Below are 22,550 nucleotides of genomic sequence, written 5' to 3'. Positions count from 1 at the left end.
ACGGCTCTTACGCGTCGATGCCGTGCCGGATCAGGATGCGCTCGGCGCTGTCGTTCCAGACATCCATCTTGATGATCTTGCCGCCGCGCACCACGAAACGATCGACGTAACGGTTGCCCTCGAAGGGGGTCCCGTCCTTCCACTCGCCGTAGAGCGTGCCGACGCTGTAAACCACCGTTTCGCCGTCGCCGGGGCAGACGTCGAACCGGTCCATCTTCTTCTTGACCCAGCGGTAGCGCTTGGCGTTGAAGGCGGTCGGGCCGCGCGGATGATCGAACGTGTTTCCGCCGGTGAAGGTGATAACCGTGCCCGGCGCCATATAGGCCGCCGCAGCATCCGGATCCGGGATCATCGATGCCGTGAGATAGGCCTCCACGATTGCGACGTCGGGCAATGGAGCGGCTTCGGTTTTGACGGCGACGGACATGGCTGGGTCTCCCGGAACTTGCGGAATAGTACCGCCACTCGCACAAGATCCATGCATATATTTTGGACATTTGCCTCGCTACACTGCCGACAATCTGGAGCCGCCGATCCCGGCCGCTTGCTCTAAATTCCGTCCGCAAGAGCCATGATCACCCAACCCGCCTTCGACCTGATCTTCCGCAACGCGCTGTTGCGATCGTCGGCCGCACCCGTCGATATCGGCGTGAATGGCGGCCGCATCGCCGCGATCGAGTCACAGCTGGCCTGCGAAACGCTCGACGTCGATCTCGGCGGGCATCTGGCTTTGCCCGGCTTCGTCGATACCCACATCCACCTCGACAAGGCCTGCCTGCTCGACCGCTGCGGGCACGAACACGCCAGTCTCGGCGACGCCATCCGGGCGGTGTCGGCGATGAAACGCGACTTCACGGTCGAGGACGTCTACGCCCGCGGCGCCAAGGTGCTGGAGCGCGCGATCGTGCACGGCACGACGCGGATGCGCACGCATGTCGAGATCGATCCACGGATCGGCCTGCGGAGCTTCGAAGCGGTGAAGGCGCTGAAACGCGATTACGCCTGGGCCATCGACCTGTCGCTCTGCGTGTTCCCGCAGGAAGGCCTGACCAACGATCCCGGAGCTGAGGACCTGCTGATCCAGTCCTTGCGCGACGGCGGTGACGTGATCGGCGGCTGTCCCTATACCGACACCGATCCGAACGCGCATCTCGAACGCATCTTCGATCTCGCGCGGGAATTCGACGTCGACGTCGACCTTCACCTGGATTTCGATCTCGATCCCTCCTGGTGGCATCTCGACGAAGTCTGCCGGCAGACCGAGCGGCGCAACTATCACGGACGGGTCGTGATCGGCCATGCGACAAAACTCTCGGCCCTGCCGCCGGATCGGATGAAGGCTGCCACCGCGCAGCTGGCAAGAGCCGGCGTCGCCGTCACCGTGCTGCCCGCGACAGATCTCTATCTGATGGGCCGCGAGGTCACCCACAACGCGCCGCGCGGACTGACGCTCGCCCACAAGCTCGCGGGCAATGGCGTGGTGTGCTCGGTTGCGACCAACAACGTACTCAATCCCTTCACGCCATTCGGCGACGCCTCGCTGCTGCGGATGGCGAACTTCTACGCCAATGTCGCGCACGTCGCGGTGACCGATTTCGACACCTGCCTCGATCTCGTGACCGAACAGCCGGCCCGGCTGATGAACCTTGCAGATTACGGCATCAAGGTCGGAAATCCCGCCGATCTCATCGTCCTCGATACGAAAGATAGCCGCTTCGCCATCGCCGAGCTGCCTGATGTCGTGATGGGCTTCAAGCGCGGCCGGCAGACCTTTCAGCGGCAGCGGCCCACCTTGTTCCGGCCCGGAACCTGGACCCCTTTCAGTTGAACACCAATGGTAGAATCGTCGGGACACGGAGCCGGATATAGGCCGTTCGCGCTGGTTTCACGGCCGATCTCACCCCAAATCCGAGTCCGGTAGAATCCCGGACCGTAGCTGTGCGCATTGAACAAGAGGTCATCCGGATCATACTAAGGGGGCGCTCTGAACCATCCGGGTTCAGTGGGGAAGTCTGTCCATGTTCAACGCTTTCAGTAGCCTCGATTATCGCTCCATTCGGGCCAACAGCCCTGCGGAAACCGCCGTCAAGCGACTCAACGGAATCGGCGAAGTCCTGTCGAGCCTCGATATCTCCACGATCCACACACAGGACGACATGACCCGCGCGCTCTGGACGCTCGAGACCGCCGACAAGTGCATCCGCATGATCGTCTCGGAGTTCCGCACCGCGCCCGCCAAGGAGCAGGTTGTCCGCAAGGCCAAGAGCTTGGTCGATGCGATCGAGCATGCTCGTGACGAAATCTCGAACTATCGCGACGGCCGCAGGGCGTTGAGCTGAACGCAGGCGTTCGGCCTCAGCACCCGATCTTCGCCAAGATCCGGTCTGCCTCGGTCCGCCAATCGGCGCTGCGGGCGAACTCCTTGGTGCCCCTGGCGCCGAACACCCCTTCGTCGGCGAGATCGGCCATCCACGCCTGCCGTTCGGCAGTGCCCTGCGCGGACCATGGTGTCAGCCCCGCCTCGCGCACGGTCTCGGCGACCTCCCGCACCTCTTCGGCACGCCGGCGGCCGTGCTCGATCACGCGCTGGAAGCAATAGGCGCCCTGCTTCTCCCAGTTGATTCCGGGAAACGTCTCCGCGAGCGAGGCCAGCACCGCGTCCTCGACCCCATAGGCGCGCGCGGTGGTGAAGCTCTCGATGACCATGGCCTCGAGGCCCTTGATCATGATGCTGCGGCACATCTTCACCGCGGAGGACACGCCGAGCTCGTCGCTCGCAATCTTGGCCGCAAAGCCGATCGCATTCAGAAGCGGCTCGATCTCCCTCGCGCCGGGGCCGCCGAGCAGCAGCGGCACCTTGATGCGATAGGGCGGCACCGAGGTCATCACCGCGCCCTCGACGTAGCGGCCGCCTCCACCGTCGATCAGGGCCGCCGCGCGCTGCTTGGCGCCGGGAGAGGCCGAATTGAAATCGAGGAACCAGGTGCCCTGGTTGAGCGCGACGGCACAGGCCTTCGCCACCGGCACGGCCTGGCTGGCAGTGACGGCGGAGATGATGAAGTCGGATTTCGCAGCCAACTCGGCGTGCGAAGCCGCGAGCGCCACACCGAATTTTGCCGCATGCTGCTGCAGCGAGGCGCCCTGCTCGCTTCCGAGCTTGATGTCGTAGGTTGACACCTTGATATCCTGCCGGCGCAAATCCTCGGCCAGGATCCGCCCGACCTCGCCATAACCGATCAGCCCGATCTGCCAGCGCTTCGGATCCGCCATCAGTTCAATCCTCGTGTCGTCTCGTCGAACAGCTCCTCGATCGCATAGCGGCGCGGGATCAGCGACTGCTGGAAGGCGTAGTCGACGATCAGCTCGAGCGGCCTCCTGTTGGCCTCGATCCCGAACGGCACGAGATCGGGTTCTGCCGCAGGCCTCATCTGTTCCTTGTTCCGCTTGAGCAGATCATAGAGGCCCGCGACCACGTCAGGACGCGATTTCGCCAGCTTCTCAGTCACCACCACGAGATGATTGACCGGAACGACGCCGCGCCGGGCGTACCATCTGGCGGCCTCGGCGGCAGGATCAGGAAATAGAGACTTGAGCCGGGGATCGTCGGAGGTCTCACCAAGCACGGCATCGAGCTCGCCGTCGAGCAGCATCTGCAGGATCTTCTTGTCTTTGGGCGCGCGCTCGGTGGTGTCGACATACTCGGCGACGTGCGGATCCTCGAAGGTAATCCAGCGGATCCTGTCGAGATTGACGCCGTAGTCGTTGGCGAGGATGCCCCTGATCCAGGCGCCTGTCGTCGTGGTGAACGAGCGGATGCCGACGCGCTTGCCTTCGAGATCGGACGGCCCGAGCGATCCACGTGCGGAATCGTAGAGCGCGTAGGAATGCTGGAAGCGGCCGAGCATGGTCGCCGGCAGCAGCACCAGCGGCCTGCCGTGCGCCTTCGCCATCAGATAGGTGACGATCGCCATCTCGCAGACGTCGAAGGCCTGCTCGCGCACCATCGGCTTGAACGCGGTGTTGGTCGGTGTGTACTCGATGAAGTCGAGATCGAACTGGTCGGAGCGGAGCTCGCCGCTCTTGACCGCCTGCACATGGCGGTGGTTGCCGAGCACGGCCTTCAGCTTGAGACGATCCATCCGCCTGCTCCGCTTGTGTTCGCCCTAGACGTCCTCGGGATTATCGACGTAGACGAGCCCGGCCTTCGCCAGTGCCTCGCGCATGTTGTACATGTCAAGGCCAAGCTCGCCGGAGGCAAGCCGCTTACGCTTGCCGCCCTCGTCCGAGTTGCGCTTTCTCGCCTTGTCGGCGACCTCCGAGGCGTAGCGCTTCGGCACCACCACGACGCCGTCGTCGTCAGCGACGACGATGTCGCCGGGATCGACGTTGACGCCGGCACAGACCACGGGAACGTTGACCGAGCCGAGCGTCGCCTTGACCGTGCCCTTGGCCGAGACCGCGCGCGACCAGACCGGAAATTCCATCTCGTGCAGCGCTTTGACGTCGCGGCAGCCGGCATCGATGATCAGCCCTTGCACGCCGCGCGCCTGCAGCGAGGTCGCCAGCAGCTCGCCGAACATGCCGTCGGTATTGTCCGTGGTGCAGCCGACGACGAGGATGTCGCCCTTCTTGCACTGCTCGACGGCGACATGGATCATCCAATTGTCGCCGGGTTGCGCCAGCACGGTGACCGCGGGACCGGCAATCGCCGCGCCGGGCCAGACGGGCCGCAAGTATGGCTTCATCAGGCCGAGGCGGCCGTAGGCCTCATGCACGGTCGAGACACCATACTCGGCCATGCCGGCAGGGTCGGCTCGCTTGATGTTGCGAACGACGACCGGCTTCATGCCAGCTCCTCTGCAACCGTCGGGAACAGGCGCTGATAGGCCTCGCCATAGGTCATGGGCACGCCGGTGTTGCGGCTGCCCTGGATGCCGCGGTTGAGCGCGACACGCTCGTAATAGCCCCACAGATGCTTCTGCGCGGCCAGGATCTGGAACGCTTCGTATTTCTCCTTCCAGACCTCGTCGATCCTCAGCAGCAGGTCGGGCTTGTAGTTGCACTGCTCGGGCTGATGCGGCTCGAACAGGAACACCGGCGGTGCCGCATACTTGTACTGCGCGCCGGGCTTGTGGCCCATCGCCTGCGCGACCACACGGGTCTCCTGTGCGAAATGCGCCGCGTTGGGATGATCGAAATTGTACGGATCTTCCAACGCATGCGTCAGCACGAAGCTCGGATTGAGCTCGCGGTAGATGTCGACCATGCGGTCGAAGTGCGCCTCGGTGAGCTTCAGTGGATAGTCGCCGCAGTCGAAGAACTCGATCTCGGCGCCCAGCAGCTTCGCCGCGCGCTCCGCCTCGTCCTTGCGCCCCGCTTTGACCGATTCCAGCGTCGCGCCCTTCTCCTTCCAGGCGAACTGGCTCTCGCCGCGCTCGCCAAAGGACAGGCAGACGATCTTCATGCGATAGCCCTTCTTCGCATGCAGCGCGATAGCGCCGCCGGCGCGCCAGACGAAATCGCCGGGATGGGCGGTGACCACGAGACCTGTCTTCATGGGACGAACTCCCTTCTTTCGTTTGTAGGCATCAAATTGATCGGCGCCCGGTCATCGGTCGAACCCGAACAGGCGCGCGGGATTGTCGACGAGGATCTTCTGTTGAAACTCCGGCTCCGGCGCGAACAGCGGGATCAGATCGACGAGGTCTCCGTCGTTCGGCATCGCCTTGACGTTGGGATGCGGCCAGTCCGTGCCCCAGATGACGCGATCGGGCGCGGTCTCGACGATCTTTCGTGCGAACGGTACCGCATCGGTAAACGGCGGACCGGCCGAGGACACCCGCTCGGAGCCGCAGATCTTGACCCAGCATTTCTCGTCACGCTGCATCAGCTCGATCAGGATCCTGAACGGAAGCTGGTCGAGCCCCTCGGCGGCCTTCACCCGCCCCATATGGTCGATCGTGTAACTCAGCGGCAGCCTTGCCAGCATATCGGCATAATCCGGCAGGTCGATCGCGTCGAAATGCAGGTCGATGTGCCAGCCGAGCGGCGCGACCATGGCAATGACGCGGTCGAACACGCCCTTATCGGGCACGCCGCCGAGATGGCGGACGAAATTGAAGCGGCAGCCGCGAAAGCCGCCCTCGTGCAGCACGTGAAGCCCGCGCTCGGTGATGGTGTCGTCGATATTGGCGACCGCGCGATAGGCACCGTTGCTCGCAGCGATCGCATCGAGCGCGACCGTATTGTCAGTGCCGTGCACGCTGGCATTGACGATGACCGCGCGCTCGACACCGAGCTTGGCATGCAGCACGCGAAAATCCTCCAGCGGCGCGTCCGGCGGCGTGTAGGACCGATCCGACGCATAAGGATATTTCGCGCCGGGCCCGAAGATGTGGCAATGCGCGTCGCAAGCCAGCTTCGGCAGCTTGAACTTCGGCGTGCGCGTGTTCGGATCGGGCGGCGGAATGGTCGGCGTGTACATCATCGTCATCAGGTGAGCCCGCCGAAGCGAGACCGCTTGTTTCAAGTCTTGCTGCTGACGACCGGCCGGCGCCGCGCCGGCGCGGCATGATCGAGCGGCGGCGCCTGGAACGAGGCAACCGTCGCCTGCACCAATTGCTCGATGGCAGTGGCGGCATCGCCGCCGTCGGCCTCGCCGCGCGACAGGCGCGAAACGCGGTCCGGCGTCACCAGTGAATAATAGAGCGCGCCGAGCAGGAAATGGCTGCGCCAGACGATGTCGGTGCGCGGAATATGCGGCAGGCTTTCGTGGACCGCATCGATGAAGGCGTGGCTGGTATCGTCAAAAGTCTGCGCGATGATCTTTCGCGTGACCTCGTTGCCTTCCGCCGACATCACAGCGCGCAGCCGCGTGAAGCGCGCCCCGCCGCCGGCGAGATCGCTGCCCGAGGTGAATGCCGGCACCACATAGGCGCGCACGATCGCCTCCAGCCGGTCCTGCAGATCGCGCACGCGCCGGGCGGCCGCGAGCAGCTCCGAACGGCGCAGGTTCATCGGCCCGCAATGGCGCCGATAGATCTCCAGCAGCAGCCCGTCCTTGGTCTTGAAATGATAGGTCACACTGCCGGGATTGGCCCCGGCCGCGTGCGCGATATCGCGCACCGAGACGGCATTGAAGCCGTTGGTGGCGAACAGCTCCTCGGCCGCGGCGAGGATTGCCTCGCGCATATTCGGCTTGCGGGCCGTTTCCTTGCTGGTGGGCTTGCGGACCATGTGATTTGTACTATCGTACAAAAGATCAGGTCTCGTCAACAAAAACCGCGGCGGCCTGCGAGGACGGCTCGGAAGGAGCCGGACAAGCCTCTCCTAGGCATGTCGAATCCGCTTGCCGAACCGATCGGCTGGCGACGGCATATTTCGCCGCGAATTCTGAGCCCGGTTGCTGCGCGTCAACGCAACAGCATGGACAAAGCGTCATTTGTGTTTTGCACGGCGCTGCGCGAGCACTGTCTGGAAGGCACCGAGGACGACGAATGAGTAAACCCGCATTGTTGAGGCTGCATCGCTGGATCACTTTGGTCTTCGCTCTTCCCTTGCTCGCGATCATCGTCACCGGCCTGATTCTGTCGATCGAGCCTCTCGTGCAAACGACTATCATGAGCGGTGCCGCGATCGAGGCCGACCGTATCATCGAGGTGGTGGAGCGATACGATCCCGATGGCAAGGCGCGAGGCCTCTCCATCGACGCGGGCAGCCGCAGCATCACGCTCCGGGGCACCAACGTGCCGGCGATCGATCTTGCAACCGGCGAAGCCGCCTCGGCGGGTTCGACCCTGTCGAATGTCTTGCTCTGGGCCCGGTTCACGCACGAACGCCTCATCGGCCAGGCCTGGCTGGTGACGGCATCCACGCTGGCCATCGTGATCATCATGCTGCTCGGCATCGTCATGGGATTGCCGCGGCTGCGCAACACGCTGTCGGGATGGCACAAGGCAACCGCCTGGTTCACGCTGCCGCTGATCCTGCTCAGTCCGCTGACCGGTCTGTGCATGGCGTTCGGCCTGACATTCCAGAGTGGAACTGCTCCGGCCGCAACCGACCGCCCTCTCGCCCTGCCGGACGCGATCCGCATGGTTGCAGCCTCGCATGAGCTGTCGCATCTGGTCTCGATCGGCACGCGCGGCGGCCGCACGATGGCAAGACTTTATGACGGCGGCGAGTTGCGCGCCTATGCCGTCACGTCGTCCGGGGCCACCCCCCTGCCGCGCAACTGGCCGCGCCTGATCCACGAGGGAAACTGGTCGGCCCTGATCGCCACGCCGCTCAATGTCGTGACGTCGATCGCGCTGCTGATCCTGCTGTCGACCGGCCTGCTGATCTGGGCGCGGCGAACGTTGCGCAAGCGGCGACCGCGCGCGGAGGGGCCGACCGACGCGGCAATGGTCGGCGCTAGCTGATCGCGCGGAGAGTCAATTGCGTGCGCCCGCCCGCATCTTCTCCGGTGCGACGCGCTGGAAGAGATCGCCATCGTTGTCGGCCGAGGGGATCAGGATCGCGCGATCGCGCGGCAGCGCTTCCGGCATCTCGTCACGGATGAAGGCGATCATCTTCTCTCGCATCTCGCAGCGCAGATCCCAGGATTGCGGCGCGTTTCGCGCGCTGACCAGCGCGCGCAGCTCGATGGTGCGCGCGTCCGCATCGATCACCTGAAGATTGACGACGGCCCCATCCCAGAGCTTGGACTGCTTCACCGCCTCCTCCAGCCAGCGCCGAATGCGCGGAACGTCGGCGCGATAATCGACATGAAGCGCGATCACACCGATCAGGGATGCGGTGTCGCGGGTCCAGTTCTGGAACGGCTTCTCGATGAAATAGGACAGCGGCACCACCATGCGGCGCCAGTCCCACAGCCGGATCACGACATAGGTCGCGGCGATATCCTCGACCCAGCCCCACTCGTTCTCGATGATCACCGCGTCCTCGATACGGATCGGCTGGGTGATCGCGATCTGCAAGCCCGCGATCAGGTTGCTCAGCAGCGGCCGCGCCGCAAGGCCGACGATGATGCCGGCGGCGCCTGCCGAGGCAAACAGGCTGACGCCGTATTGCCGGACCGAATCGAACGTCATCAGCGCGGTCGACACCGTGATGATGACGATGATGGTGTCGGTGACGCGCTTGAACACGCGGACCTGCGTGACGTGCTTGCGCGCGACGAAATTTTCGGTGACATCGCGGAAATTCTGCAGATAGCGCGCCGCGCTCATATCGACGATCCTGATCGAGATCCAGCCGATCAGTGCGATGACGGCGACGACGAACAGGCGCATCATCGGCGTACGGATCGTGTCGTCGAGCGGCGCGAGCGGCAGGACCAGGGCGACGGCCGCCAGACACAGCGCCAGCTGAGCCGGGCCGGACGTCCGCTCGATGAACACGCTCAGCAGCGGCAGGCGGGTTCCAAAGGCCCGGTTAAGCAGCCATTTGGCGATCCGGTAGAACGACAGCGCAAGGAGGATTGCTGCCGCAACGAGGCTGAGACCGATGAACCATGACGGTATCCAGCCGAGCATTCCGTCGATGTCGGCCATCACAGCCTGCCAATGCATCGCCATTTCCCAATTTGCTCCGCGACAGCCGGCTCAACGCCTCTCAGCCGGCTTCGCTCCCCCGCCCTGTGCAACGCAGCATCCCATAGGTGCAAGTGTCGCCGAACTGGGCTAATTTGGGGGCTCATGACTCGACGTAGCGGCAGCGCCGATCTTCCCCTGCATACCGGACGGGTTCCGCCCTGGCTGGCGAGCCGCATGGCCTCGCTCGGGTCGATCGTCACGCAGGCGATCGTGCATCATTACGGCCGCGATGCATTTTTGCAGCGGCTGTCCCATCCGTTCTGGTTCCAGTCGTTCGGCGCCGTGATGGGAATGGACTGGCACTCCTCCGGCATCACGACGTCGGTGATCGGCGCGTTGAAGCGCGGGCTGGGCCCGCTTCAGGACGAGCTCGGGATCTATGTCTGCGGCGGCCGGGGCCAGCATTCGCGCAAGACACCGGACGAGCTGATGCAACTCGGCGAGCGCGTCGGCTTCGACGGCGCAGAGCTGACTCGCGCCAGCCGCCTGGTGGCGAAGGTCGACAGCGCGGCCGTGCAGGACGGCTTCGACCTCTATCTCCACGGCTTCTTCGTCACCGCCGACGGCAAATGGACGGTGGTGCAGCAGGGCATGAACGGCGACAAGCGCCAGGCCCGCCGCTATCACTGGCATTCCGAGGCGCTGAAGAGCTTCGTCGATGCGCCGCATAGCGCGATCGACGGGCCGCAACAGGGCGAGATCGTCAATCTCACCGACCATCGCGCCGACGTCTCACGCACCGCGCAGCTCGATCTCCTGGATGATCTCGGTCCCGATCGCATCGTCTCCGAATTCGAACGTCTGGTCGGGACTGCGTCCGAGCCGGCTCAGCCCATGCTGCCGCATCTGATCATGCCCGCGCACCACGACGTGCGTCCGAAGGACGTATTTGCGCGCCGCCTGCACGGCACGCTGGCCGCCGCGGCCGAGCGCGGCCCGGCCGACTTTCCCGAATTGCTGCTGACGCCCGGCGTCGGCGCCCGCACCGTGCGCTCGCTGGCGATGGTCGCGGAGGTCGTGCACGGCGCGCCCTATCGCTTCGCGGACCCGGCGCGTTTCTCGCTCGCCCATGGCGGCAAGGACCGGCATCCCTATCCCGTCCCGATCAAGGTCTATGACGAGACCATCCGCGTGCTGAAGGGCGCGATCCAGAGCGCCAAGCTCGGGCGTGAGGAAGAGATGCAGGCGATGAAACGGCTCGACGATCAGGCCCGGCGGCTGGAGCGGACTGCCCGGGGACCTTCGGTGGAGGCCTACATCGCCAATGAGCGCGCCGCCTCGCCCGATCTCGACGGCCGCTCCGTGTTCGGCTGGGAACGCGACCTCGCGCTCACAAAAAAGCGGACCGGTTGAACACCGGTCCGCAAGTTGGTCGGGAGGAACGCTGTTAGGTCTCGTCGGTCTCCGGCTTCTCGTCGAGCCGGTTGGCGGCGTGGTCCTGATATTGTTCGGTCTGGATGGTCTTGCCGTCCATGCCGCGGATGTCCGAATGCTGCTTCTTGTCGCGGTTGGACAGGACCATGTTGTCGCCGATCATCTCCTTGGGGATTTCGGTCATGCCGCCGGTGCCGTCGCCCTTGCCGTGCATGCCGGATCTGAAATGCGTCTTGCTGCCATGCCCTCCTGGCATCGGTTTCTCCTCTTGCAGTGATCTTCTTCGTGTTTCCGTGACGAGCTCTGCATCGGAACTTGCAGCGTCACCTGCCGCCCTTGCCCGCCTCGTCGTGCGTGTGATGGGAGTCGCGCTCGCCTCCACCGCCCGAGACGCGGCTATGATTGCGTTGCGAATTGTCGGCGGGCGGCTTCTTCACCTCCAGCGGCGCCTTGGCGTTCTCGTGTGAGGCGCCGGGTCCGCCTTGGCGGATGCTGTTCGGGGTCTTGGTGGATGTCGACATGGATGTCGCCCTCCTCAACGATCTTGCTGATATCCCTGGTTGGTCGTGTTCTGCTTGATGTTGCCCTGCTGTCCCTGCTGGTCCGGATTTTCCGCGCGCTGCTGGCCATGCGGCGTCTGATCAGCGGACATTTGCTTGCTGTCGCTGGTTCCCTTGCGACTCTGATTTTCCGGCGGAACAGGTGGCATCTTGCTGGTCATGATCTGTCTCCCGTTCGAACGTGCGAGGGGACAACAGGACGAGCGGCACACCGTTCCTGGACGATGTGTGACAAAGATTCTCCGAAGGGACACTTGCGTCAGCTCGCCGCGGTAAGGGAACGATCGATGCTTGCTTCGCTGCACGCAGTCATCCGTGTTCCCCGGCCCTCGGCCGTGACCGGAAGCCTCGCGATCGCGCGCAAGCCCGGCCGCTTGCGCCAGTGCACCTCTGCGGGATCGACGGCCAAGCCGAGTTTCGGCCAGCGCACGAACAGCGCTTCCAGCGCACAGGCCGCCTCGATGCGCGCGAGCTGATGGCCGAGGCAGAAATGGATTCCCGTTCCGAACGAGAGATGACGATTCGGCTTGCGCTCGAGATCGAGCCGCTCCGGACGGTCATGCATCGCCGGATCCATGTTCGCGGCGGCGAGCATCACCATGACCCGATCGCCCTTGCTCAGACGTACGCCTTCGACCACGACATCCCGCCGGACATAGCGCGGCTTGGAGAACTGCACGGGGGAGACGAAGCGCAGGAACTCCTCGACAGCGAGCCCGATGCGGCTCCAGTCCTGCTCCAGCCAATCGCGCAAGTCCGGACTTCTGAGGAGCTCGTAAGCGGAGCCGCTGATGAGATGTGTGGTGGTCTCCGACCCCGCCGCAAGCAGCAGAAAGACCATCGAGACCATTTCATCCGGCGTGATCTGGCCGCCCTCGCGCTCGACCTGGACCAGCTCTGCGATCAGGCCCTCGCCGCCATGTTCGCGCGCGACCTGCAATTGTCGATCCAGATAGGCACGCATCTTGCGGAACGCAAACAGCAGGCGGAAGAAGCTGACGACGTTGGTCAGCGAGGACATCGTATTGGCCCAGGCGATGAAGCGGGGACGATCGGCCAACGGCAACCCGAGCAATTCCGAGATCACCGCGAGCGGCAGGATGCGCGCATAGCGCTGAACCAGATCGGCCGGACTTCCCGCCGAGAACAGCTCGTCGGCGAGGCCGTCGGCGATGGCACGGATGCGCGGCTCCATCGCGACGATCGCGCGGCGGCGAAAGGCCTCGTCCACGATGCTGCGCAGCCGGGTGTGATCCGGCTCGTCCATCGTCAGCATGTTGTTGGCGATGGTCCGGACGTAGCGCGGCATCCACCAGCGCAGACCGGCGACGTCGCCGTCTTCCTTTCGCAACGTGAAGATCGCGTCGTCCTTCAGGACCTGCGCGGTGGCGTCATGGGTCGTGGTGATCCAGACGTCGCCGATGAGAGGAAACCGTGTCGCAACCACGGGCCCGGACATGCGCAGCGTCGCAATGGCCCTGGGCGGATCGCGAAAGAAGGCCTCGCTGGTGAAATCGAGGCGCACATTCATGGGATCACCGCACTGATTACTGGCGTCTCACCCAGATGGTGCGCGGCCCGGGCGGCGCAAGGGGCCTTCCCCTTCGGGAACGAGACGAGTCTAGCCGCGTTCCGGCGAACGTTGACCCGTCTTGCGCTGCTGCTGGGTGTAGGCGTCCCAATGGCTCCAACTGCCATTGCTGAGGCTCTGCAGGTCGGTTGCGAGCGGACGGCGCGTGCGCTTGTCGTGATCGGCGATCACACGCTCCGACTGCGCGATCTTGCGCTTGATTTCCGCGACCGCCTTCTGGGTCTGGCCGTTCCGCTTCGACGATGCGATTTCCCCCATCGTGAAGCGCGCGGTCTCGAGCGCCTTCAACTCGGCACGATTCTTCCTCAACTGAACCCGGTGCCAGGCGATGTTGCTGTCGCTGTCCGCAACCATGTGGGAACTCCGCTGATTCGTTCCCACAGTGTATCAAGCGCCGAATCGGCACCGCAACGCCCGCCCGAGGGCGAAAATACGGTCTTTCTGCGCGCTTAGCGCTCCGCGAAGGCCTTTTCGACCACGAACTGGGCCGGCTCGCCGTGATTGCCCTCGACGAAGCCGCGCTCGCCCAGGAGCACGCGGGTGTCCGCCACCAGCGCGGGGCTGCCACAGATCATGACGCGGTCGTGGGCGGCTTCCAGCACCGGCAGACCGATATCGCTGAACAGCTTGCCCGAGGTGATCAGATCGGTGATGCGGCCGCGATTGCGGAAGGGATCGCGGGTCACGGTCGGGTAATAGATCAGCTGCTCGCGGATGTATTCGCCGATCAGCTCGTCCTGCGGCAGCGTCTGGGTGATCATCTCGCCATAGGCGAGCTCCTTGACGTGCCGGCAGCCATGCAGCAGCACCACCTTCTGGAACCGCTCGTAGGTCTCGGGATCCTTGATCACGCTCAGGAACGGCGCAAGGCCCGTGCCGGTGCCGATGAGGTAGAGGTTGCGCCCCTCCTCCAGATTGTCGATCACGAGCGTGCCGGTGGCCTTGCGGCTGACGATGATCTCGTCGCCTTCCTTCAGGTGCTGCAGCCGCGACGTCAACGGGCCGTCGGGCACCTTGATCGAGAAGAACTCCAGCGTGTCCTCGTAATTGGCGCTGGCGACGCTGTAGGCCCGCAGCAGCGGCTTCTCGCCGACCTTGAGCCCGATCATGGTGAATTCGCCGTTGCGGAAGCGGAAGGTCGGGCTCCGCGTGGTCTTGAAAGAGAACAGCGTGTCGGTCCAGTGGTGGACGCTCAAAACGCTTTCCTGATTGAAATTGCTCATCTCACCTTCCCTGTCGCGTCAATTGCGGTCTTCGAGGCGGTCCAGCTATGCGTCGTTTGTACACGATCATTCGTGTACTAATGAATAATCCGGCTTGATCCCGCGGTCAAGGCTGCCCAAGATCGGAAGCGTTGCAGTTAGGAATAAGGAGCCCTTTCCATGGCGCATGACGCCCCCCAGGCCGCCGGACCCTCCAAGCTCGTGATCCGGAATATCGGCCTGATCCTGTCCGGCGCCCTGGAAAAGCCGATCCTGGACGGCGACACCATCGTCGCCGAGAACGGCAAGATCACCGCCATCGGCCGCTTCAAGGACGTCGATATCGAGGGCGCGACCACCATTGTCGACGCCCAGGGCACCACGGTGGCGCCGGGCCTGATCGACAGCCACGTCCACCCGGTCGCCGGCGACTGGACGCCGCGGCAGAACCAGATCAACTGGATCGACAGCTATCTCCATGGCGGCGTCACCACCATGATCTCCGCCGGCGAGGTGCACATGCCCGGCCGTCCCCGCGACGTCGTCGGCCTCAAGGCCATGGCGGTGTTCGCCCAGCGCGCGTTCTGGACCTTGCGTCCCGGCGGCGTGAAGGTTCACGCCGGCGCGCCGGTGATCGAATGCGAGATGGTCGAGGAAGACTTCAAGGAGATGGCCGCCAACGGCGTCAAGCTGCTCGGCGAAGTCGGCCTTGGCGGCGTCAAGGACGGCCCGACTGCACGCAAGATGGTCGGCTGGGCGCGCAAATACGGCATCCAGAGCACGATCCACACCGGCGGCCCCTCGATCCCCGGCTCCGGCTTGATCGACAAGGACGTGGTGCTGGAGGCCGACACCGACGTCGTCGGCCACATCAACGGCGGGCACACGGCGCTGCCCGACGACCAGATCCGCTGCATCTGCGAGGGCTGCAAGCGCGGGCTCGAGCTCGTGCACAACGGCAATGAACGCTCGGCCCTGTTCACGCTGCGCACCGCGCGCGAGATGGGCGACCTGCACCGCGTCATCCTCGGCACCGATGCGCCCGCCGGCTCCGGCGTGCAGCCGCTCGGCATCCTGCGCATGGTCTCGATGCTGTCCTCGCTCGGCGATCTGCCGGCCGAGATCGCGTTCTGCCTCGCCACCGGCAACACCGCGCGGATGCGGCAGCTCGATTGCGGCCTGATCGAGGTCGGCCGTTCCGCCGACTTCGTCATCATGGACAAGGCGCAGCACTCGCCCGGCAAGAACATCCTGGAGAGCGTCCAGCTCGGCGACCTGCCCGGCATCGGCATGACCATCATCGACGGCATCGTACGCACCCAGCGCAGCCGCAACACCCCGCCGGCGGGGAAAGTGCCCGAGGTGGTGGCGAAGTGACTCAGGCGGAGCGGCCAAACGCTCCGCATCGTCCCTCGAAGAGTTTGAACAAATTTGCGGCCTGCTGCGTCTAACGCAGGCAGCCCTCGGCGGCGGCAATTCATTGCTGGACCATCGAGGCAGACATGAAAAGCTCATCGCGAATAGCCGTCGGCGCTGCCGGCGCGGTGGCGGGCTATATCGCCACTTTTGTGCTGTTGTCCTTCTTCGATTTCGGCAACCGGGCGGACCCGATCACATCGGGTCTGCTGGGACTGTTCGTCTACTCTCCCATCGGCGCAATCGCCGGCGCGGTGCTCGCAAGCTGGCTGGTGACGCGCCCAGAGACAGACGCAAGCAACGGAAGCGTCGCCCGCACCAGTCTGAAGTCCCTTGGTATCGTCGCACTCTTGTGCGTCGCAGCCGCCGCCGCTTACCTCGCTTACGCCTATGCGACCGCGACGCCGTGGCTCAATCCGAACGCGGCCAATCCGCTTCTCGTGTTCGAGGTCCGCCTTCCGGCGGGAGTAGCAGTGCCGACGGCAGCACAGGGCATCAGCATCGAATTGCAAACCGACCTCAACACCATGCCGGGCGAAGTGAACCCGACCGCCTTCTATCGCGACGGCGACCAGCCTGTCATCGCAGGCGAGGTCGAACTCGCCTTTCGAACCTCGCACCGTCAACTCGCTGTGAGCATCCAGGGCCAGCCGACCCGAATCTATCCGATCGACTTGACGGCCCGCGCCCCGCATACGCCGGAGTTCGGAACGTGGCGGCGGCTGACTGACGGCAGCGAAATCCGCTACCGCGCCAAATGGCCGGGCAAGACATAACGTTGAGAACGGCTCTCTTTAGGAATTTCACAACGCAAACAGATCTGCGCTCCTTGTCCAACTGCCGAAGGATGGGCAAAGGCGCAAAGCGCGGTGCCTACGATCTCTCACTGATGACAGAGATGGTGGGCACGCTGCGCTTTGCCCACCCTTCGACACCGTCGTCAGCGCAGCTTGTTCAGCAGCGCCATCAACGTCTCGCGCTCCTTGGCGTCGAGCGGCGCCAGAGTCTCGCGGGTGATCGCCAGCGCATTGGGCGCCAGCTTCTCCGCGAGTTGCTGGCCGGCGCGCGTCAGGCTCACAAGCAAGCGGCGTCCGTCTTCGGGATCCTGACTGGTCTCGGTCAGGCCGCGCGCCGTGAGGCGGTCGATCACGCCCTTGATGGTGGCGACATCCATTGCCGTCAGGCGGCCGAGCTGATTCTGTGAGCACGGACCGGTCTCGGCGAGCTTGGACAACGCGGCCCATTGCGTCGGCGTCAGATTGGTGCCGATATCGCGGGCGAAGATCGAGCTGTGGCGCTGCCAGACCTGGCGCAGGATGAAGCCGACCTGCTCGTCGAGCACGTAAGGCGGTTTTGCCGGTTTGACGTTCTTCTTCGCCGTGACGCTTCTCGCCATCCGTTCCCCGCCCCTACAACGACAGATGCGCGTCGCGGATATCAGGACGCGCGTCGAGCTCGGCCATGGTGCCGCCGAAGCAGATGCGGCCGCGCTCGATGATATAGGCGCGATCCGAGATCAGCCGCGCAAAGTGCAGGTTCTGCTCGGAGACCACGATGCTGACGCCCTCCTTCTTCATGGTCAGGATGGCATCCACCATCTGCTCCACGATCTTGGGCGATAGGCCTTCCGAGGGCTCGTCGAGCAGCACCAGCGAGGGATTGCCCATCAGCGTACGCGCGATGGTGAGCATCTGCTGCTCGCCGCCGCTCATGCGGCCACCCGGACGGTTCTTCATCTCACCGAGATTGGGAAACAGCGCGAACAGCTTTTCGCGCGTCCAGTGCGGCGCGTTCGCCCGCTTCGGCTGGCGGCCGACCTCGAGATTCTCTTCAACCGTCAAATCCGTGAAGATTCGCCGCTCCTCCGGCACGTAGCCGAGCCCTCCGCGCACGATCTCGTGGGTCGGCTTTGTCGAGACGTCCCTGCCCTCGAACGTGATGCGGCCGGTTCGCTGTGCGACGAGGCCGACGATCGAGCGGAACGTAGTCGACTTGCCGGCGCCGTTGCGCCCAAGCAGCGCCACCACCTCGCCTTCGCCGACCTCGAAGCCGATGTCGAACAGGATATGGGCCGGGCCGTAATGGCTGTTGAGGTCCTGCACCGTGAGCTTCATGCGGATGCTCCCTCGCGGTGGCGGGGATCGTAGACCAGGCCCTCGCCGAGATAGACCGCCTGTACCTGCGGATTGCCGCGCACCTCGGCCGGCGAGCCCTCGGCGATCAGGGTGCCGCGGTTGAGCACAATGATGCGGTCGGCATGCTCGAACACCACGTCCATGTCGTGCTCGGTGAAGAGCACGCCGATCGATTTCTCCCGCGCGATCTGCGCCGTGAGCCGCATCAGATCGACGCGCTCGCGCGGCGCCATGCCGGCAGTCGGCTCGTCCATCAATAAAAGCTTGGGCTGGTTGGCGAGCGCCACCGCAAGCTCGAGCCGCTTGAGATCGCCATAGGCGAGCTCGCCGCAGGGCCGATCCGCATAACCGCCCATGCCGACCAGTTCGAGCAGCCGGCCGGCCTCGTCGCGGTCGAACTTGGGTGCCGAACCGAACAGATTGAACAGCTGCCTCCCGTGCGAGATCAGCGCGACCTGCACGTTCTCGCGCACGGTCATGGTGGCGAATGTCGCGGTGATCTGGAAGGTGCGCCCGACGCCGAGCCGCCAGACATCGCGCGGCTTTCTGCCGGTGATCTCTTCGCCGAGCAGGCGGACGTGCCCGCTATCAGGCACGTTCTGGCCGTTGAGCATGTCGAAGCACGTGCTCTTTCCCGCACCGTTCGGCCCGATCAGTGCCAGGATCTCGCCGGCGCGCAGTGAGAACGAGACGCCGCGCACGGCATGGATGCCGCCATAGGATTTGGTCAGACCTTCGACCGCGAGAAGTGGAGGTGCAACGCTCATTCGGCAGACTCGATCGGCTTGGCAAGCAGAGGCGAGGCCGGCGGCGGCGCTTTCCTGCGGCGCTGCGCCAACGTTTCCAGCATGCCGACGATGCCCTTGGGAAAGACGACGACGATCAGCATGATGAAGCCGCCGAGCACGAGCTTCGACAGATCGGTCTGGCTGACCAGCCAGATGTTGAGCGCCTTGTAGACGATGGCGCCGATCACCGCGCCCGACACCGTCTCGACGCCGCCGAGCAGCACCATGACGAGTGCATCGACCGACAGCGAGATGCCGAGATTGTCGGGGAAGACGCTGCCCTTGAGGTAGGCGAACAGCGCGCCGCCGATGCCGGCGGTCGTGCCAGCGATCACGAACGCCGTCCACTGGATGCGCTTGGCGTCGATGCCGATTGCTTCGCTGCGCAGCAGCGAGTCGCGCGTGGCACGAAGCGCGTAGCCGAAGGGCGAGAACACCATGGCCCGCAGTGCGACGGTGACCAGCGCCGCAACGCCGAGCGCCAGCCAATAGAAGTGCGACGGGCTCGCCGCCCACGTCTCCGGCCAGACGCCCAGGATGCCGTTGTCGCCGCCTGTCACGCTGACCCATTGGAACGCGATCGACCAGACGATCTGTGCAAAGGCCAGCGTCAGCATCGCAAAGTAGACACCGGAGAGCTGCACGGCAAAGAAGCCGAACACGGCGGCGCCCATGCAGCCCAGCAGCGGCCCGAGAAGCAGGCAGACGACCATCGGCAGCCCCGCCATCTTGGCAAGGAATGCGATGCCATACGCACCGAGGCCGAAATAGGCGGCATGGCCGAACGACGCGAGCCCGCCGACAGACATGAGGAAATGCAGGGAGACGGCGAAGATCACGAAGATCGCGATCTCCGAGCCGACGGTCAGCAGGTAATTGCCGGCGAACAGCGGCAAGGTGGCCGCCGCGACGAGCGCTGCGAACGCGGCCAGACGTTCGTTTGACGTCAACGGCCGCCACGGATTGACCGTCAGGCCCGGCGTCTTGCGCGCGGGCGCCTCCGGCTTGCCGAACAGGCCCCAGGGGCGCACGATCAGCACCACCGCCATCACCAGGAAGACCAGGATGATGGAGATCTTCGGAAAGATCAGGATGCCGAAGGCATTGAGCTCGGAGACCAGCACCGCCGCGACGAAGGCGCCGATGATGCTGCCGAGGCCGCCGATCACGACGACGACGAAGACCTCGACGATGATGCGCAGATCCATGGCGTGATGCACGGCATCGCGCGGGATCTGAAGGGCGCCGCCAAGCGCGGCGAGGAAGACGCCGACCGCGAACACTGACGTGAACAGCCATTTCTGATTGACGCCGAGGGCTGCGACCATGTCGCGGTCCTGCGTCGCGGCGCGCACCAGGACCCCCCAGCGCGTGCGCTGAAACAGCAGCCAGAGGATACCGAGCACGACCGGCCCCAGCACGATCAGGAACAGATCGTAGCTCGGGATGTTCTGGCCAAAGAAATCGATGGCGCCCCTGAAGCCCGGCGCGCGGCGGCCGACGAGATCGTCCGGCCCCCAGACCAGCACCACGAGATCCTCGACCATCAAGGTCAGGCCGAACGTCGCGAGCAGCTGGAACAATTCCGGCGCATGATAGATGCGGCGCAGCAGCACCATCTCGACGATGACGCCGATGACGGCCACCGCGAGCGCCGCCAGCACGATGCTGCCCCAGAAGCCGAACGCGCCGGACAGGCGCTCGGTGAGCGTGAAGGCGATGTAGGCGCCGATCATGTAGAAGGCACCATGCGCGAAATTCACGATCCGGGTCACGCCGAAGATGATCGACAGGCCCGAGGCCACCAGGAACAGCGACGCCGCGCTGGCGAGACCGGTCAGAAACTGTACGACGTAAAAGGCCATCGGCGGTCCGGGTTGAGTGATGTCGTAGGGTGGGTTAGCCCAGCGACAGCGCGGAGCGCTGTCGCCCGGCGTAACCCACCATCTCTCGTGTGCCGCAGAAGGTGGGTTACGCCTTCGGCTAACCCACCCTACGCGGCGGAGTTCGGAACGGCTCTTTAATCCTTCGGACGCAGCTTCGCGACTTCGGCATCGCTCGGCAGATAGTCCGCGCCCTTCTTGTAGGACGAATCCACCATCACGCCCTTGCCGTCCTTCAGCGCGGTCTTGCCGACGAAGGCACCGAGTGTCGACTGGTGATCAATCTTGCGGAAGGTGATCTCGCCGAACGGTGACGGCATGGAGAGCCCTTCCGCGGCCGCGATCAGCTTCTCCGGGTCGGTGGAGCCGGCCTTGGCCAGGATTGCCGCTGCCGCCTTGATGGTCTGGTAGCCGACGATCGAGCCGAGGCGCGGGTAGTCGTTGTACTTGGCCTGGTAGGCCTTCAGGAACGCATCATGCTCGGGCGTCTTGATCGAGTACCAGGGATAACCGGTGACGATCCATCCCTCGGGCGTCTCGTCCTTGAGCGGATCGAGATATTCGGGCTCGCCGGTCAGGAACGAGACGACCTCGCGTCCCTTGAACAGGCCGCGGGTGTTGCCTTCACGCACGAGCTTGACGAGATCGGCGCCGAAGGTGACGTTGAGGATCGCTTCGGGGTTGGCGGCGGCAACGGCCTGCACCACGGGACCTGCGTCGATCTTGCCTTGCGGCGGCCATTGCTCGTCGACCCACTGGATGTCCGGGCGCTTCTCCGACATCAGCTTCTTGAACACCGCGACCGCCGACTGGCCGTACTCATAATTCGGCGCGATCGTCGCCCAGCGCTTGGCCGGCAGCTTGCTGGCGGCTTCCACCAGCATCGCGGCCTGCATGTAATTGGAGGGGCGCAGGCGGAAGGTGTATTTGTTGCCCTTCGACCAGGTGATGGCGTCGGTCAGCGGCTCGGCTGCGAGGAAGAACACCTTCTTCTGGTTGGCGAAGTCGCTGACGGCGAGGCCGATGTTGGAGAGGAACGTGCCGGCGAGCATCGCAACCCCCTCGCTCGACACCAGCTCGTTGGCCGCGGTCTGCGCGTCCGCCGGCTTGCCGCCGTCGTCCTTGGAGACGACGACGAGCTTCTTGCCGTTGATGCCGCCGGCCGCGTTGACCTCCTCGACCGCGAGCTGCCAGCCCTTACGATAGGGCTCGGTGAACGCCGGCAGCAGCGAATAGCTGTTGATCTCGCCGATCTTGATGTCCTGCGCCATGGCCGAATGAGCCATGCCGCCTGCCAGGAGCGCGAAGGCCGCTCCCACAAAATAGTTTCTCGCTCGCATCCCAACCTCCAGTTTTGAACTCTCTACGTCTTCAGCGTAATCGTGTCGGGGAAGCTATGCCCGCCTCCCCGGTTCAAACCCTATCTCAGACCGTCTTCGCCCTTGATCTCCGCGACCGTCAGCCCGCCGACGCGCGGCAGCGGACGGCCGCTGTCTGTGACGGCGACCGCGACCATGATCTCGTTGGCGCGCGGGGCGTCGTTGATCTGCACTTCCATGCCGTCGAAATGGCTGCGCACGAAGGCCGCATCCTTGTGCCCGAGCGGAATGTCGAGCGTCGTGCCCGGTCCGCTGCGCTTCTTCGAGGACGGGATCAGCGCCGCGCCCTTGCCCAGGACCTTGCGCACCGGCGCCCCCATCTTGGGATGCAGGATCGCGGCAGCATGCTCCAATTCGCCGTTCTCGCCGACGGCCGCGGCCTTGCCGTAGCTCTGCGCCTTCGCGCCATCGATGCCGAGCGCCGCCACCGCACGCTTCGACAGCAATTCGCCCAGCTCCTCGCCGATCGCGATTAGCGGCGAAAGATCCTCGACGTATTTCCCGGCAAAGGGATTCTCGATGACTGCGATCGCAGCCGCACGCCGCGTCGGTGGCGACACCTGCCGGCCCATCTCCATGTGCGTCTCTTCGACGACGGTGACGATCTTGCGGATGATCGCGCTCAT

27 protein-coding genes are annotated in these 22,550 nt (G+C 64.6%); 7 read left to right on the top strand and 20 right to left on the bottom strand.

The window, feature by feature from the left end:
* Positions 1 to 7: 7 nt before the first annotated feature.
* Complete coding sequence (locus K410_RS0115430; RefSeq protein ID WP_028135725.1) at positions 8 to 427, bottom strand: nuclear transport factor 2 family protein; 420 nt, start codon at positions 425 to 427, stop codon at positions 8 to 10.
* A gap of 144 nt (positions 428 to 571) precedes the next feature.
* Between K410_RS0115430 and K410_RS0115425 the strand changes: the two genes are divergently transcribed.
* Together K410_RS0115425 and K410_RS0115420 are read left to right on the top strand one after the other, a co-directional pair.
* Positions 572 to 1,828 (top strand): amidohydrolase family protein, encoded by a 1,257-nt coding sequence (locus tag K410_RS0115425; RefSeq protein ID WP_028135724.1) that lies wholly within the window; start codon positions 572 to 574, stop codon positions 1,826 to 1,828.
* Between the two features lie 190 nt (positions 1,829 to 2,018).
* A complete protein-coding gene (locus K410_RS0115420) occupies positions 2,019 to 2,339 on the top strand; it encodes a hypothetical protein (RefSeq protein WP_028135723.1) in 321 nt (106 codons plus the stop codon).
* 16 nt (positions 2,340 to 2,355) lie between these two features.
* Here the strand turns inward: K410_RS0115420 and K410_RS0115415 are convergent, their stop codons facing one another.
* The 6 genes from K410_RS0115415 to K410_RS0115390 are packed head-to-tail and all read right to left on the bottom strand — an operon-like array spanning position 2,356 to position 7,236.
* A complete protein-coding gene (locus K410_RS0115415; RefSeq protein WP_028135722.1) occupies positions 2,356 to 3,270 on the bottom strand; it encodes a DUF1932 domain-containing protein in 915 nt (304 codons plus the stop codon).
* Positions 3,270 to 4,139 (bottom strand): substrate-binding domain-containing protein, encoded by an 870-nt coding sequence (locus tag K410_RS0115410; protein WP_028135721.1) that lies wholly within the window; start codon positions 4,137 to 4,139, stop codon positions 3,270 to 3,272. The genes K410_RS0115415 and K410_RS0115410 overlap by 1 nt, the downstream gene beginning before the upstream one ends.
* A 24-nt stretch (positions 4,140 to 4,163) precedes the next feature.
* Complete coding sequence (locus tag K410_RS0115405) at positions 4,164 to 4,847, bottom strand: 4-carboxy-4-hydroxy-2-oxoadipate aldolase/oxaloacetate decarboxylase (protein WP_028135720.1); 684 nt, start codon at positions 4,845 to 4,847, stop codon at positions 4,164 to 4,166.
* Complete coding sequence (locus tag K410_RS0115400) at positions 4,844 to 5,557, bottom strand: PIG-L deacetylase family protein (RefSeq protein ID WP_028135719.1); 714 nt, start codon at positions 5,555 to 5,557, stop codon at positions 4,844 to 4,846. The genes K410_RS0115405 and K410_RS0115400 overlap by 4 nt, the downstream gene beginning before the upstream one ends.
* A gap of 51 nt (positions 5,558 to 5,608) precedes the next feature.
* Positions 5,609 to 6,493 (bottom strand): amidohydrolase family protein, encoded by an 885-nt coding sequence (locus K410_RS0115395; protein ID WP_028135718.1) that lies wholly within the window; start codon positions 6,491 to 6,493, stop codon positions 5,609 to 5,611.
* Between the two features lie 32 nt (positions 6,494 to 6,525).
* Positions 6,526 to 7,236, bottom strand: a complete 711-nt coding sequence (locus tag K410_RS0115390; protein WP_028135717.1) for a TetR/AcrR family transcriptional regulator — start codon at positions 7,234 to 7,236, stop codon at positions 6,526 to 6,528.
* Between the two features lie 99 nt (positions 7,237 to 7,335).
* On the opposite strand from K410_RS0115390, the gene K410_RS39510 reads away from it, so the two are divergent.
* Positions 7,336 to 7,500 carry a hypothetical protein gene (locus K410_RS39510; protein WP_155253416.1) on the top strand — a complete coding sequence of 55 codons (165 nt, stop codon included), beginning with the start codon at positions 7,336 to 7,338 and terminating at the stop codon, positions 7,498 to 7,500.
* Complete coding sequence (locus tag K410_RS0115380) at positions 7,497 to 8,420, top strand: PepSY domain-containing protein (protein WP_028135716.1); 924 nt, start codon at positions 7,497 to 7,499, stop codon at positions 8,418 to 8,420. The genes K410_RS39510 and K410_RS0115380 overlap by 4 nt, the downstream gene beginning before the upstream one ends.
* 12 nt (positions 8,421 to 8,432) lie before the next feature.
* Here the strand turns inward: K410_RS0115380 and K410_RS0115375 are convergent, their stop codons facing one another.
* Positions 8,433 to 9,572, bottom strand: coding sequence for a mechanosensitive ion channel family protein (locus tag K410_RS0115375; RefSeq protein WP_028135715.1), 1,140 nt, complete (start codon positions 9,570 to 9,572; stop codon positions 8,433 to 8,435).
* Positions 9,573 to 9,698: 126 nt separating this feature from the next.
* Between K410_RS0115375 and K410_RS0115370 the strand changes: the two genes are divergently transcribed.
* On the top strand, positions 9,699 to 10,949 hold the full coding sequence (locus K410_RS0115370; RefSeq protein WP_028135714.1) for a DUF763 domain-containing protein: 1,251 nt from the start codon (positions 9,699 to 9,701) through the stop codon (positions 10,947 to 10,949).
* 34 nt (positions 10,950 to 10,983) lie between these two features.
* Here the strand turns inward: K410_RS0115370 and K410_RS0115365 are convergent, their stop codons facing one another.
* The 6 genes from K410_RS0115365 to K410_RS0115340 form a co-directional block, all read right to left on the bottom strand.
* A complete protein-coding gene (locus tag K410_RS0115365) occupies positions 10,984 to 11,226 on the bottom strand; it encodes a hypothetical protein (protein WP_028135713.1) in 243 nt (80 codons plus the stop codon).
* 67 nt (positions 11,227 to 11,293) lie between these two features.
* Complete coding sequence (locus tag K410_RS0115360) at positions 11,294 to 11,491, bottom strand: hypothetical protein (protein WP_028135712.1); 198 nt, start codon at positions 11,489 to 11,491, stop codon at positions 11,294 to 11,296.
* Between the two features lie 14 nt (positions 11,492 to 11,505).
* Positions 11,506 to 11,691 (bottom strand): hypothetical protein, encoded by a 186-nt coding sequence (locus K410_RS0115355; RefSeq protein WP_028135711.1) that lies wholly within the window; start codon positions 11,689 to 11,691, stop codon positions 11,506 to 11,508.
* Positions 11,692 to 11,789: 98 nt separating this feature from the next.
* Entirely contained in the window at positions 11,790 to 13,061 is a 1,272-nt protein-coding gene (locus K410_RS0115350) for a cytochrome P450 (RefSeq protein ID WP_028135710.1), read from the bottom strand.
* A gap of 90 nt (positions 13,062 to 13,151) precedes the next feature.
* Positions 13,152 to 13,475 carry a hypothetical protein gene (locus K410_RS0115345; RefSeq protein ID WP_028135709.1) on the bottom strand — a complete coding sequence of 108 codons (324 nt, stop codon included), beginning with the start codon at positions 13,473 to 13,475 and terminating at the stop codon, positions 13,152 to 13,154.
* Between the two features lie 95 nt (positions 13,476 to 13,570).
* Positions 13,571 to 14,344: a ferredoxin--NADP reductase gene (locus K410_RS0115340; protein WP_028135708.1), complete on the bottom strand. Its 774-nt coding sequence runs from the start codon at positions 14,342 to 14,344 to the stop codon at positions 13,571 to 13,573.
* A 159-nt stretch (positions 14,345 to 14,503) separates the two neighbouring features.
* Between K410_RS0115340 and K410_RS0115335 the strand changes: the two genes are divergently transcribed.
* Complete coding sequence (locus tag K410_RS0115335) at positions 14,504 to 15,700, top strand: amidohydrolase family protein (RefSeq protein WP_028135707.1); 1,197 nt, start codon at positions 14,504 to 14,506, stop codon at positions 15,698 to 15,700.
* A gap of 125 nt (positions 15,701 to 15,825) precedes the next feature.
* On the top strand, positions 15,826 to 16,515 hold the full coding sequence (locus K410_RS0115330; RefSeq protein ID WP_028135706.1) for a hypothetical protein: 690 nt from the start codon (positions 15,826 to 15,828) through the stop codon (positions 16,513 to 16,515).
* 164 nt (positions 16,516 to 16,679) lie between these two features.
* Here K410_RS0115330 and K410_RS0115325 read toward each other — a convergent pair whose 3' ends face one another.
* The 6 genes from K410_RS0115325 to K410_RS0115300 all read right to left on the bottom strand — a co-directional run bounded on the left by K410_RS0115325 (position 16,680) and on the right by K410_RS0115300 (position 22,550).
* Positions 16,680 to 17,135, bottom strand: coding sequence for a MarR family winged helix-turn-helix transcriptional regulator (locus K410_RS0115325; protein WP_028135705.1), 456 nt, complete (start codon positions 17,133 to 17,135; stop codon positions 16,680 to 16,682).
* A 13-nt stretch (positions 17,136 to 17,148) separates the two neighbouring features.
* Positions 17,149 to 17,853 (bottom strand): ABC transporter ATP-binding protein, encoded by a 705-nt coding sequence (locus K410_RS0115320; protein WP_028135704.1) that lies wholly within the window; start codon positions 17,851 to 17,853, stop codon positions 17,149 to 17,151.
* Positions 17,850 to 18,641: an ABC transporter ATP-binding protein gene (locus tag K410_RS0115315; RefSeq protein WP_028135703.1), complete on the bottom strand. Its 792-nt coding sequence runs from the start codon at positions 18,639 to 18,641 to the stop codon at positions 17,850 to 17,852. Before K410_RS0115315 ends, K410_RS0115320 begins: the two co-directional genes overlap by 4 nt.
* Positions 18,638 to 20,527 carry an ABC transporter permease gene (locus K410_RS0115310; protein ID WP_028135702.1) on the bottom strand — a complete coding sequence of 630 codons (1,890 nt, stop codon included), beginning with the start codon at positions 20,525 to 20,527 and terminating at the stop codon, positions 18,638 to 18,640. Before K410_RS0115310 ends, K410_RS0115315 begins: the two co-directional genes overlap by 4 nt.
* 155 nt (positions 20,528 to 20,682) lie before the next feature.
* On the bottom strand, positions 20,683 to 21,885 hold the full coding sequence (locus K410_RS0115305; protein WP_028135701.1) for an ABC transporter substrate-binding protein: 1,203 nt from the start codon (positions 21,883 to 21,885) through the stop codon (positions 20,683 to 20,685).
* Positions 21,886 to 21,965: 80 nt separating this feature from the next.
* Positions 21,966 to 22,550 (bottom strand): amino acid synthesis family protein, encoded by a 585-nt coding sequence (locus tag K410_RS0115300; RefSeq protein ID WP_028135700.1) that lies wholly within the window; start codon positions 22,548 to 22,550, stop codon positions 21,966 to 21,968.

It is taken from the genome of Bradyrhizobium sp. 22, assembly GCF_000482425.1.
Lineage (GTDB): Bacteria > Pseudomonadota > Alphaproteobacteria > Rhizobiales > Xanthobacteraceae > Bradyrhizobium > Bradyrhizobium japonicum_B.
Note: the sequence above shows the minus strand (reverse complement) of the source record. Positions and strands in the feature narration are given on the sequence as shown.